We start from the raw sequence: 12,934 nt of genomic DNA on the forward strand, positions 1-12,934 counted from the left end.
AGGAGTAGTGGAGTAATCATGGAATTAATGCGATGGGCGATTGAACTAGGAGAATCGGTGCATGGAAATACGTATGAAGAATTGATGCCACTACTAGACTACTATTATGATCGTGATCATTTAAAAGCGTATTGTATCGCAAATCTTCTTTTAAACATGGATGTATTAGATGAGGACCGGGAAAGAATCGAATTAAGAAGATGCATCGCTGCTTATTATGCTGGATTATATAAAGTAGCAAGAAAACATGCAAATGAGTTGGTACTTAAACATCCAGATGTAGATTTATATAAAAATAATTTAAGATTAATGGAAGTTTATTTGAATAAAGAATATGATTATTGTCTTTTTATATGCCCAAAGACATACGGTAGTTTCATAGATGTTGCGCGAGCTTTAAAGTGGCGGTTGGAGCAGGAGGGTAATACAGTAATTATATCAGAAACAATACTGGAAAATGCAAAGAATACAGTTGTTTTTGGAGCACATACATACGCATATAACCCGAATCTTCTTCCGAAAGATGCAATTATTTATAATTTAGAACAGCTATACGAAGGAAGTCCATATGCGCATCCCCTTTATTTAATATTATTAAAAGATAGAGTGATTTGGGATTATAGTAAACAAAATATAGAATGGCTTCAACAAAAAGGGGTAGGAAAAGAAATAAAACATGTAGAAATGAACTATGCTCCAACTTTGGAAATAAAAAAAGATGCGTTTGAAGATGAGATTATTGAAGATATTGATATTCTGTTTATAGGTGCTCTTAATCCGAGGCGACAAGCTATTTTTGATCATCTAAAAGCGATTGCCCCGAATTTAAATATAGTTTTTAAAAATAATGCGTGGGGAATTGTTAGAAATGAATTGATTGCTAGAGCTAAAATTATATTAAATATTCATTTTTACTTATCAGGAATTCTTGAAACACCTCGCGTGTCTTATGCAGTTGCGAATAAGAAATTTATTATTTCCGAAAATAGTAATCCAGAAGATGAGGTAGAGTGGCCAGGAATTGTATTTACTCCGTACGAAAAAATAATTGAAAACGTAATGAAATATATAGAATTACCAGAAGAACGGAAAAGATTAGCGGAAAAAGCATATAATCATTTTGAAGCAAATGAAAGTTTAGGTACATTGAGCATGAGAGATGAATCAAAGTAATTGTACGAAACTCATACGAAAGTATGAGTTCTTTTTTGTTTATCATACTATTTTATGAAACAAGTTAACTCTTTATATTGTGTTTTGTATAGAAATTTCTGATAATATATAAGTAGAACTTGAAAACAAAGGGGAGAAATAATCATGAAACTAGTCGTTATTAACGGTACACCAAGAAAATTTGGTAGAACTCGCGTGGTGGCAAAATATATTGCGGATCAATTTGAAGGGGAATTATATGATTTAGCAATTGAGGAGTTACCTTTATACAATGGAGAAGAGTCGCAACGTGATTTAGAGGCAGTAAAAAAATTAAAAACGTTAGTGAAAGCTGCGGATGGGGTTGTATTATGTACACCAGAATATCATAATGCGATGAGCGGTGCGCTGAAAAACTCTTTAGATTACTTAAGTAGTAGTGAATTTATTCATAAACCAGTTGCATTGTTAGCGGTTGCTGGTGGCGGTAAAGGTGGAATAAATGCATTAAACAGCATGCGAACGGTCGCTAGAGGTGTTTATGCAAATGCAATTCCAAAACAAGTTGTGCTTGATGGATTACATGTGCAAGATGGTGAACTTGGGGAAGATGCAAAACCGTTAATTCATGATGTAGTTAAAGAATTGAAAGCATATATGAGCGTATATAAAGAGGTGAAAAAACAACTAGGAGTGGAATGATATGTCCTCACTTTATCATGATTCTCGCTTGTATTACATTCTAGGAGCCAATAGTCTATCTGCTATTGGTTCCGGAATTGTTATGATAACGATTCCTTGGCTGTTAATTAAAGAGAGTGGAGGAGAGACAACATTTGGTTATGTTTCTATCATTGCAACCCTCATTATGTTTTTATTAACACCATTCATTGGGCAAAGTATTGATCGTTTTTCAAGAAAATCTTTATTGCTATGTAACGAAGGAATCGGAATAGCCGTAATCGGAATAATGGTTATATGGGGATTTGCTGGGCAACCTTATCATTCTATTCACTATATTCTTATTTATATAGCCGGATCATTCTACTATTTATTATTTTATCCTACAATATTTGCGTTCAACCAAGAGATATTTCAAGCAGAACATTATAAAAGTTTAAGTGGAACGATGGAAATACAAGGACAGTTAACACAAGTTATTTCTGGAGCGGCCGCGAGCTTCTTAATTGAAATTGTATCTTTGAAGTGGATTTTGTTAGTAGACATGTTAACTTTTGCTGGAGCATTTTTTCTTTTCTTATGTATACCGTACGTAAAGAAAAAAGAAGTGAAAAGAAAAATAACATTTAAGAAGCAATTGTTTGAAGGAATTCACTTTATGAAAAAACGTCCTAAGCTCTTTTGGTTCTTACTGGCCACTTATATGCCGTTTATAGGTGTTATGATGGCAAATTATTTAATACCAGTTTATATTTCGGATATACTTAAAGCCAATGCCTCTGTATACGCAATAGAGGGGATGATGTACGGTGTCGGAGCGGTTGTTGCAGGAATCTGTATTCCACTCATAATGAAATATGTAAAAACAGAAGTTTCAATCGTTATGACGATGTTCATTTATGTAATTTCAATTACCGTAATGATTATTGAACCTTCCGTAATTTTCTTATATGGACTTGCAATTTTTCAAGCAGTTGGAAATGCGGGTACAAGAGTGGCGAGAAATGTATTGATGATGGAGGAAATTCCAAACGAAGTAATGGGACGTGTAGACAGCTTATTTCGCCTAATTGGTACTGGAATACGAATTGTATTATTAATGCTGTTTACAGCGGGTGTATCTAAAGCCGGAGTAATGCTTCCGTTTTACGTATTAAGCTGCATATTGATCTTCTCATTAGGAATCGCTATTTATTATGTACTATCACAACGTAAAGTAGCGGCGAATGTTTCTAATAAATCAATCGTTTAAAAAAACACTTCTGCCGCCCTTTCTTTTTCTGTATAATAAAAAGAAAGGGAGTGCAAACTTATTTATGAACAAATGGATCTTTCTTATCATTTTATTATTACCGCCACTATACATCATTTATATGACGTTTAGAATGAACAAAGTTGCTCGTGAAAAGTTGAGCTATCACTCTCCGTACGTTCTTATACTGGGTGCAAAGTTATTTGGAGATAGACCGTCTTTATCTCTTCAAAATCGTTTGGATGTAGCGTTGGAGTATTTATTTTCCCATCCTGAAGCGAAAGTAATTGTTTCAGGTGGTCAAGGAGAAGATGAAGATATACCGGAAGCTCACAGCATGAGAAACTATTTAATGGCGCGCGGTATAGATGAGAGTCGTATTTTAATAGAAGATCAATCTACAAATACGTATGAAAACTTAAAGTTTAGTATGGATTTATATAATGTGAAACATGCGGTAGTTGTAAGTAATACGTATCATTTATATCGAACGAAAATAATTGCAAAGCGTTTAGGCATGAAGATGGAGGCACTAGCTGCTGAAACACCAATTCGTTCTAAGAGAAAAATGTATGTTCGCGAATATGCTGCTATTATGAAAACAATATTGTTCGACCGTTAGAGCTCAAATGTGAGCTCTTTTTTAATTTAAAAGCGTATCATTTGAAATGAATGCCATATTCCATCAAAATAAAGGAAACAACAGTAAAGGAGTTGTATTTGTGATTCAATTTAATCATGTGTCAAAATCGTATGAAGATGGCACGAAAGCAGTGGATTCATTGCATTTAGAAATTAAAAAGGGAGAATTTTTTGTTCTTATCGGTCCGAGTGGTTGCGGGAAAACCACGACAATGAAGATGATTAATCGTTTAATCGAAACGACTGAAGGATCGATTTTAATCGATGGAAAAGATATTCAACAATATAATATAAACGAATTACGTTGGGATATAGGATACGTGTTGCAACAGATTGCTTTGTTTCCTCATATGACAATCGCTGAAAATATTGCAGTTGTTCCTGAAATGAGGCAATGGAGCAAAAAAGAAATTAAAGCACGCGTCGATGACTTGTTACATATGGTTGGATTAGAGCCGGATATATATCGAGATCGTATGCCTGATGAATTGTCAGGAGGACAAAAACAACGTATCGGTGTCGTGCGAGCATTAGCCGCAAACCCGAAAATCGTTCTTATGGATGAACCATTTAGTGCGTTAGATCCATTAAGTAGGGAACAGCTTCAGAAGGATATTGTACAGTTGCAAAAAAAGATTCAAAAAACAATCGTGTTCGTAACACATGATATGCAAGAAGCATTATCACTTGGAGATCGCATTTGTATTATGAAAGAAGGAAAAGTTGTTCAACTAGATACACCAGAAGGAATTATACATAATCCGAAAAATGAATTTGTAGAGGAGTTCATTGGAAATCATGGGCGAACTTGGTATGAGGGGAAAAGTGTAGCAGATGTATTACCACTTGATCAAAGTGTGCAATTAGAAGGGCAGGCGCTATCATTACATTCTTCCTTACAAGAAGCACTAGTTCGTGTGCGTGATGAAGAGGTCGTTCCAGTTGAAAAAAACGGTCAATATATTGGAGCGTTAACAAGTCGTCATATTGTCAATTACATTGTTGAACAAATGAAGGAAAGAGGCTAAACAGTGACTAATTTTATACAAACGTTCCAAGAACGAAAAATAGAATTACTAACTGCATTAAGTGAGCATTTACAAATATCGCTTATTTCATTATTTTTTGCAGTAATTATAGCAGTGCCACTTGGCATCTTATTAACAAGAAAAGAACGAATGGCTGAATTTATAATAGGAACTTCTGCAGTAATGCAGACAGTGCCATCACTTGCATTGCTTGGACTCTTAATTCCGTTAGTAGGAATCGGAAAACTTCCAGCGATTATCGCATTAGTTGTGTATGCACTATTACCTATTTTACGAAATACATATACAGGAATAAGGGAATTAGATGAATCTCTAATAGAAGCCGCGAAAGCTATGGGGATGAATAGTTGGAGAAGGTTGTGGAAGGTAGAACTTCCTCTTGCATTGCCTATTATTATGGCCGGTATTCGTACAGCGATGGTATTAATTGTTGGAACGGCTACATTAGCAGCTCTCATTGGTGCTGGTGGGCTCGGTAAGCTTATATTATTAGGTATAGATCGAAATGATCATGCACTTATCATTTTAGGGGCCGTACCAGCCGCGTTACTCGCTTTATTCTTTGATATAGTACTTCGCATACTTGAACGACCGAAACGCTCTTCTAAGCGTGTTATATTGACGATATGTATTGTTTGTATAATGATTGCTTCTCCATTTCTTTGGAGTACAGAAAAGAAAGATATTGTTATTGCGGGCAAACTTGGATCAGAACCTGAAATTTTAATTCAAATGTATAAGCAGCTTATTGAACAAGATACAGATTTACACGTACAATTAAAACCAGGTCTTGGGAAAACAGCATTTGTATTTGAAGCGTTGAAATCAGGGGAAGTAGATATATACCCAGAATTTTCAGGAACAGCTTTATCTACTTTCGTGAAAGAAGAACCAAAGAGTACAAATCGTGATGAAGTATATGAGCAGGCTCGCGTTGGAATGGAAAAGAAATATAATATGATTATGTTGAAGCCAATGGAGTATAACAATACATATGCACTAGCCATGCCGAAAAAAATAGCAGATCAAAAGAATATAAATACAATTTCTGATTTAGGGAATGTTGCGCAGGAAGCCAAAGTAGGATTTACATTGGAATTTGCTGATCGTGAAGATGGTTATAAAGGAATGCAAAAATTATATAACTATAAGTTCTCAAATGTTAAAACGATGGAGCCGAAGCTGCGTTATAGCGCAATTGAATCTGGAGATGTTAACGTAATTGATGCATATTCAACAGATAGTGAATTGGAGCAATACGGACTGAAAGTGCTAAAAGATGATAAAGGGTTATTCCCACCTTATCAAGGAGCACCATTATTAAGAAAAGAAACGTTACAGAAATATCCTGAACTTGAAAAGGTATTAAATAAATTATCTGGAAAGATTACAGATGAAGAAATGCGAAAAATGAATTATGAAGTTAACGTAAATGGTAAAAGTAGTGAAGAAGTCGCAAAACAATTTTTACAAAAAGAGAATTTACTTCGTTAAATTTACAAGAAATATACAAATTTATATGTTTGAAATGACCGTTCATTACAAAATGAGCGGTTTTTTTGTGCATACTTATACATTTTTTCAAAAAAGTATTCCATTTTTGCTCATTTTCTTTTAGAATAAGTAATGTTTTCCTGAAAAAATATAAGAGAAACGTCTATTAGAGAAAAAGGTGACTTTAATAGTTGAACGAACATAACACCTAGAATGACAGATGGGGTGGTACAAATAGAAAAGAAGTTAGGATTTTTTCCATTAATCGCATTAGTAGTTGGAACAATGGTTGGTGGCGGTGTTTTTAGTTTACCGCATGATTTAGCAGTAGGAGCAAACAGTGGTGCAATAATAATTGGCTGGTGTATTACAGCGATGGGAATGATTCCCCTTGCGCTCGTATATCAAACGTTAGCAAGACAAAAACCGGAACTTGAAGGTGGAATTTATAGTTATGCACGTGCTGGTTTTGGTGAATATATTGGATTTAATAGTGCTTGGGGATATTGGCTAGCAGGAATCTTAGGTAATGTCGCAACAATTATGTTACTGTTTAGTACATTAGGTTATTTCTTTCCAATTTTCAAAGGAGGAAATAATGTTGCGTCTATCGTTGGGGCATCACTTTTATTATGGACACTTCATTTTCTAATTTTATTTGGGATCCGTGAAGCTTCTATTATGAATGTTATCGCAACAATAGGGAAGTTAGTTCCAATCGTTTTATTTATTGTTGTAATGGTAACAGCCTTTCGCTGGGACACATTTACACATGATTTTTGGGGAGAAGGAACGATCTCACTTTCCGCTATACTTGGTCAAGTGAAAAATACAATGCTTGTAACACTTTGGGTTTTCATTGGAGTTGAAGGAGCGGTTGTATTATCTGGAAGAGCGAAGAATAGTCGAGATGTTGGTAAGGCAACAGTATTGGGACTTATTTTAGTAATGTCCATTTATATTTTAATTTCTGTCCTGTCAATGGGAGCTATGACAAGAGGCGAACTTTCTGTGTTAGAAACTCCGTCAATGGGACATGTATTAGAGCACGTTGTTGGCCCATGGGGTGCAGTTGCGATTAACATCGGATTAGTTGCTTCACTTGTCGGTACATTAATTGGCTGGTTTTTACTTGTTTCTGAAATTTCTCATGTAGCAGGAAAAGATGGCGTATTTCCGAAAGTCTTTACGAAAACAAATAAAAAGCAAACACCGCACATGGCATTATGGATTTCAAATGGTGTTGCCCAAATTATATTTATCATCGTTTTGTTTTCGGAATCGACATATCAAATTATGTATTTCATTGCATCAACATCAATTTTATTACCATATTTATTATCAGCGTTATTCCAATTTAAATTAGTCATTACAAACGAGCTAAAAGACGCAAAATTAAAAAACGGAGCGTTGGCTTTAATTGCTTCTATTTACTCTGTATGGCTTCTTTATGCAGCTGGTTTAAAGAATTTACTACTCGTTTCAATTGTGTATGGAATTGGAATTATTGTTTACACGTTTGCAAGAAAAGAACAAGGGAACCGTTGCTTTGTAGGTGCAGAGAAATATGTGATGTGGGCAATTATTGTTGCGGCTATCACATCCATATATATGTTATTAACTGGAAATATAAAAATGTAAAAAGTCCTTTTCATTTAAAGGGCTTTTTTCTTTGTTTAGAGAATATTTACTACATAAGATATTCAGGAGGGATGAGAATGGAAAAAAAAGAACAGTTGTCTAGAATAATTGATTTAGCTAGTGAGTTAAGGAAAGTATTAGTGCAAGAATCTTTTTTTAATCATCATCCTGAACTGAGAGGAGTCATTGAAAATTTAGCAAGTTCTGTTGAAAATTTGGCGGAATTACAAATAAGTAAAGATGAAAACGCTGAAGATCGATTACGTTACGTACTTGCGAAAATGAAAATTGCTCATAATGCAATTTTACAAGAGAAAAAAGCATTTCCTTCTCATTAATATAAGTTTTTATTTTGAACCTGGCGGATAACGTCAGGTTTTTTATTTCTAGTTTTTCGTTTCTTTCATACACTAAGAATAGTATGAAAAAAGAAGGTGACTAAGGTGAAATTACATAAAGCTCTTCAGCCAAGTTTTATAAAACGAATGTACTATATGAGATTTTTAGGGAAATTTACAAAAGCTGAGAAAGAGAAGAGTGGAGAGAATTTCTTTGTACAATGCTTATCGCCAATACCATTCACTTTACAGGAACAATTTACAAATGAACCATATGTATTTGAAGGGTTATGTAGCAATAAAAAGAATGAAAAAATCTTTTCGGAATTAAAGAAGAGGAAATTAGAAAAGCAACTAGTAATGTTTCGTCTTTATTATGAAAGAGGAAATGTATACGTGGAGTTAATATGTACAGAAGAACCGAAAGAAATAGCAAGCAGCTATAAAATGATTCCGGCACCTAAAGTTACAAATAATAAAAAAAGAGAATCTTTAGAACGAAAACTTAGCAACGGTTATTTATCATTTCTTATGCCAAAATTTCCGAAAGACTTTGAGCCTCCCGAATTATTGTGGCACGATGGAAGACTTTACGGAAACATATCCCTAAAGTCATCAATTAGCTCAATTGCCTATTTTGAACAGAAACGTGAATGTAAATATATAAACTGCAGTGACTGGACGAAGTATGTAGAAATAGCGGTAGAAGATCAATTATATTTTGTAAGTGATTATGTGTATGAGCAATTAAAAAAACGAATGCATGAAGAAGGTAAGCTAGTTGAAGTAGAGGATATAAAAGTACAAAAAGATGAATGGGAATGGGATGAGCGTGAATCGTCTTTTTTACAGTATGTACAAAGTATGGTGCATAATAAAGGGTTATATTTGGATGAAACGGATATTTATAATTTCCATATAAGTGTAAAAACAAATATGTTAACGATTCTTGGTGGTATACCGGGCGTTGGGAAATCACGGTTTGTGCAAACTTATGCAGAAGCATTAGGGTTACAGTATGGGGAAGAGTTGGTTTGGATTCCGATTTCGCCATCGTATCAAGAACCACATGATTTACTTGGTTACCTTCATCCAAATGGTACTTTTATTGAAAGTGAAACGAAGTTAGTTAGGACGTTAATGAAGGCGAAAGAAAATCCAAATCAACTGTATATAATCGTTTTTGATGAAATGAACATGTCTCATATTGAGCATTGGTTTACTCCGTTTCTATCTGTTCTTGAACTTGAAACAAAAAATCGTATTTTAAACTTGTATGAGGGTGTACAGGACATAGAGAATTCAATTCCATCAACAATTGAAATTGGAGAAAATATTATATTTGTAGGTACTGTGAATTTTGATGAAACAACAAAAGAGCTCTCTGATCGATTATTAGATCGAACGAACCTAATAACGTTACAGAAAATTCCGTTTTGTGAGATGGACATGGAACAGGGGAAAGTCGTATTACATCCACCTTTGAAAGTAACAGCGGGAGAATTTCGGATAAATTGGATGAGAAATAAAGCGATGATTGAAGTGTTTTCTGAAGAAGAATTAGAGCTATTAGATAAGTTGCATGTCGTATTGTCATCACATGACGCGTCTAAGGGAATTTCTTTCCGATGTGCAAATGCAATTGCGACTTATTTGCAAAACATACCTTTCCAAAATAATCATACCTATATGATCAGTAGAGAAGAGGGGTTTGATTTACAAATAAAGCAGCGTGTATTGACGAAAATCAGAGGGACCGAAATGATGGTTGGGCCTTTACTTTCTGAAGAAGCAAAAAGGGGGGCGACCTTAGTACCTCTTTTGCAATCTGCACTTGCAAACAGAGTATCTACATTTGAACACTCTTTAGCATATATACGAGAAAAACGTAGAGAACTGGAGCTGTATGGATATGCAAAATGAAGGGCGTTACGAAACAAAAATCGTTGATACGAATGAAACGCTCCCTTTTGTATTAAAGTTAATCATTGGAAATGAGGGGAAAGGAGATTATATTTTATTAAATCGTCTTTGTACATCTACTACAGCATTAGTTCAATGTATTTATAAAGTACAAGAATTAAAACCAATAAGATTGCAGTACAATTATGAAATTCCAATGAATATTACTTTTATATGGAATAAAGTATATGAGGGACAGAAAAATATAAAAGAGGCTCAATATGAAATAAATGAAAAAAAACAAAGAGTATTAATATATGAACATGGGAAAACAGAATTCTTTTATCCATGGCGCTGTGGTTTATACCATTTTGAAGTGCGTATAGAAGATACAACGTATTATGGCGCATTTCAAATCGTACCGAAAAACTTTTTTGATGATCAATTTGAAATGATTCAAGACTATGTGAAGTCAATTTTAAATGAGTTGATTTTGGATAGAGGTTACTATAAAAAGACCTTCTCTGCACTTAGCGATATTGAGGATTCTTCTTATTTAGTGTTACTTAGAAAGTTACCCCAAAAAATGAAAATGATAAAGCAAATCTTTAAGAAAATAGAATCAAGCTCAAAATTTATAAATGAATATAAATGGGAAGGAAAAGAGCGAAGGCCAACAAGAAAAGGAACTATAGTGGCAGAACGAAAACCTTATGCCAAACATTATAATCGTAAGTTTATGGAACAAAAAAATAGTAAGGAAAATGCATTTCTTAAATATAAAGCGATGCAATTTTATCATTATTTAATTGAAGCAAAAAGTTTTTTACGTCAAACAATTGAAATCTTAGAAAGAGAAAAAAAGAAAAAATCAGAAGAGTTTCAAGCCGTAAAAACGATTATACAAACAATTGAGCGTAATGGATCGGTAACTGATAGAGAGAAGCAAAAATATAAAAATATACATTTACTAAAAGAAGCTGATTTACGAAAGAGCTCAATGAAAATACAAGAATATAAAATATTGGCGCATATTGTGCGTGAAAATGTACAATACTTTCAAATGTTAATGCATTCTTCGTTTTGGAGGGAAGTTACTGAAACAAGTAACATGAACTTACATGATTTACCGATACCACATCAACAATTACTACATCATTTAGAAGTACTCCCGCAATATACGGATCAATCTCCATCGTTATTATTTGTTTATAAGCCAACGTTTTTAGTGTATGAATATTACGCTTTTTTTATCGTTATTTCAATTTTAGAGCAAATTGGTTTTGAAGCTAGAAACCCTATCCGTGAACAAATACAAGAACATTTTTATGTAGATGGATTACAAGATGGAACGACAGTAGTTTTAGAACGAGATGATATAAAGGTGCATGTTGCATTTAATGACTTAATTGAAACACATCCTCTTATTGCATTAAGTAAAGGTAGTAATTTTTACAATGGTGAGGATACGAAGAAGCCAGATATTCGCTTAGACTGTTATGTAAAAGAAGATGGGAAATACGTATATAAATCTTCTATTATTATTGAAGTGAAGTATAGTCCAATGTACAATATTTTTCAGCACGTCGGAAATACGAAAGCAACTGAGCAAATGTATAAGTACTGGTCTATAAAGTATGTAGAAGAACAGGATGGAAAGCGAGTCTATTATCGAAGGTCAATTTATGAAGTCATTTGTGTATATCCAGGAAGCCATATGCACAGTAAAAAAATTGAGTCTGGATGCGGTGTTTTCTTGCAGTTATATCCATATAAGACGAAACAAGGGGAAGAGAAATTAGCTGGAAAACATGGGATGGTACAAATTTTTGAAAAATGGTTAAAAAGCATTAAGAAGTAAAAGAAATCCTTTTTCATAAAGGATTTCTTTAGATTAAGAAGAATTATATGCTGTATGGAAAGAAACATAATGTAATTTAGATTTGAAAAGTGCTACAAATGTATTATTAAAAGGAATGTGAGCGCGGGATAAAAGTCGATTAAATTGGAATCTAATTCATTTTGCAGAATATAATAAGTCATAAATATTTTTAGTTGCATACGAAGATTTGTTCTTATATGATAGATAGTGAAAGCGTTATCAAAAACAGAGCGGCGATGGGAAAGGCGGTTAAATATGTTCCAGCGTGTTCAAACAAAGGAAGAACATTTTGGGTTCGAGCAACTATGGGGAGATTTTTGTGAGGAAAGAAACTTAATGTTCGTAGAACGTAATTTAAATCCATCACGATTTTTATTAATAGAAGATGAACATCCTATTGGTACAGTGGAATGTATTAAGTATACGGTACCTGAACAATCAAATTCTGAGTTTTTCTATCCGTTTTCTAAAAATGATTTAGTGAAAGATTTGAAGAATGTATATGAAATAGGCAAGTTAAGTATTTCGAAAACGTCTCGTGGGAGAGGACATTTCAAAAGGCTAACAGCTATTTTATTTATACATGCGTTAGAAACAAAAGCTGAATGGTACATTGCAGCAGTAACAAAAAGAATGTATATGTATTTACTTACACTTGGTTTTCCAATTGAGCCAATAGATAATCCATTTCAGTTTCATGATACTTTACAAGGTGTACCAGTAAGAATTCATGCTCGAAAAGGGGTTACGCATTTGTATTCTTTAAAAGAATTTCGTGATGTGATTCAAGGGAATGCTCATGCACAGGCATTAATTGCAGAATACAGTAAAAATATTATGTTAACGAAATAAAGCGAAGTGAATATGTATAATAAAGAGAATAATATTTGTATAGGATATA

At 33.7% G+C, this 12,934-nt stretch carries 11 protein-coding genes; all 11 read left to right on the top strand.

Going from position 1 to position 12,934, the window contains the following annotated elements:
- Positions 1-18: 18 nt before the first annotated feature.
- The 11 genes from NST27_RS10885 (at position 19) to NST27_RS10935 (ending at position 12,885) form a co-directional block, all read left to right on the top strand.
- On the top strand, positions 19-1,173 hold the full coding sequence (locus tag NST27_RS10885) for a hypothetical protein (RefSeq protein ID WP_000422324.1): 1,155 nt from the start codon (positions 19-21) through the stop codon (positions 1,171-1,173).
- Between the two features lie 144 nt (positions 1,174-1,317).
- Complete coding sequence (locus NST27_RS10890; protein ID WP_000780355.1) at positions 1,318-1,854, top strand: NADPH-dependent FMN reductase; 537 nt, start codon at positions 1,318-1,320, stop codon at positions 1,852-1,854.
- Position 1,855: 1 nt separating this feature from the next.
- Positions 1,856-3,085 (top strand): MFS transporter, encoded by a 1,230-nt coding sequence (locus NST27_RS10895; protein WP_000097163.1) that lies wholly within the window; start codon positions 1,856-1,858, stop codon positions 3,083-3,085.
- A gap of 64 nt (positions 3,086-3,149) precedes the next feature.
- The gene (locus NST27_RS10900; RefSeq protein WP_001987388.1) at positions 3,150-3,707 is read left to right on the top strand and encodes a YdcF family protein; all 558 of its coding nucleotides are present in this window, start codon (positions 3,150-3,152) and stop codon (positions 3,705-3,707) included.
- Positions 3,708-3,807: 100 nt separating this feature from the next.
- Complete coding sequence (locus NST27_RS10905) at positions 3,808-4,755, top strand: ABC transporter ATP-binding protein (RefSeq protein ID WP_000614080.1); 948 nt, start codon at positions 3,808-3,810, stop codon at positions 4,753-4,755.
- Positions 4,756-4,758: 3 nt separating this feature from the next.
- Positions 4,759-6,270, top strand: a complete 1,512-nt coding sequence (locus tag NST27_RS10910; protein ID WP_000181015.1) for an ABC transporter permease/substrate-binding protein — start codon at positions 4,759-4,761, stop codon at positions 6,268-6,270.
- A 213-nt stretch (positions 6,271-6,483) separates the two neighbouring features.
- Positions 6,484-7,911, top strand: a complete 1,428-nt coding sequence (locus NST27_RS10915) for a basic amino acid/polyamine antiporter (RefSeq protein WP_000129444.1) — start codon at positions 6,484-6,486, stop codon at positions 7,909-7,911.
- A 77-nt stretch (positions 7,912-7,988) separates the two neighbouring features.
- Complete coding sequence (locus NST27_RS10920; RefSeq protein ID WP_000412089.1) at positions 7,989-8,249, top strand: hypothetical protein; 261 nt, start codon at positions 7,989-7,991, stop codon at positions 8,247-8,249.
- A 105-nt stretch (positions 8,250-8,354) separates the two neighbouring features.
- Entirely contained in the window at positions 8,355-10,172 is a 1,818-nt protein-coding gene (locus NST27_RS10925) for an AAA family ATPase (protein ID WP_000766197.1), read from the top strand.
- Complete coding sequence (locus NST27_RS10930) at positions 10,162-12,012, top strand: hypothetical protein (RefSeq protein ID WP_047386082.1); 1,851 nt, start codon at positions 10,162-10,164, stop codon at positions 12,010-12,012. The genes NST27_RS10925 and NST27_RS10930 overlap by 11 nt, the downstream gene beginning before the upstream one ends.
- A 276-nt stretch (positions 12,013-12,288) precedes the next feature.
- On the top strand, positions 12,289-12,885 hold the full coding sequence (locus tag NST27_RS10935) for a hypothetical protein (protein ID WP_000487795.1): 597 nt from the start codon (positions 12,289-12,291) through the stop codon (positions 12,883-12,885).
- The last annotated feature ends 49 nt before the right edge of the window (positions 12,886-12,934 follow it).

Source organism: Bacillus sp. FSL W8-0770, from assembly GCF_038008705.1.
In the GTDB taxonomy this organism is placed as follows: Bacteria; Bacillota; Bacilli; order Bacillales; family Bacillaceae_G; genus Bacillus_A; species Bacillus_A cereus.

Coding starts and splice junctions, on each gene's coding strand:
- NST27_RS10885 (WP_000422324.1), top strand. CDS start 19: ATGGAATTAATGCGATGGGCGATTGAACTAGGAGAATCGGTGCATGGA.
- NST27_RS10890 (WP_000780355.1), top strand. CDS start 1,318: ATGAAACTAGTCGTTATTAACGGTACACCAAGAAAATTTGGTAGAACT.
- NST27_RS10895 (WP_000097163.1), top strand. CDS start 1,856: ATGTCCTCACTTTATCATGATTCTCGCTTGTATTACATTCTAGGAGCC.
- NST27_RS10900 (WP_001987388.1), top strand. CDS start 3,150: ATGAACAAATGGATCTTTCTTATCATTTTATTATTACCGCCACTATAC.
- NST27_RS10915 (WP_000129444.1), top strand. CDS start 6,484: ATGACAGATGGGGTGGTACAAATAGAAAAGAAGTTAGGATTTTTTCCA.
- NST27_RS10920 (WP_000412089.1), top strand. CDS start 7,989: ATGGAAAAAAAAGAACAGTTGTCTAGAATAATTGATTTAGCTAGTGAG.
- NST27_RS10930 (WP_047386082.1), top strand. CDS start 10,162: ATGCAAAATGAAGGGCGTTACGAAACAAAAATCGTTGATACGAATGAA.
- NST27_RS10935 (WP_000487795.1), top strand. CDS start 12,289: ATGTTCCAGCGTGTTCAAACAAAGGAAGAACATTTTGGGTTCGAGCAA.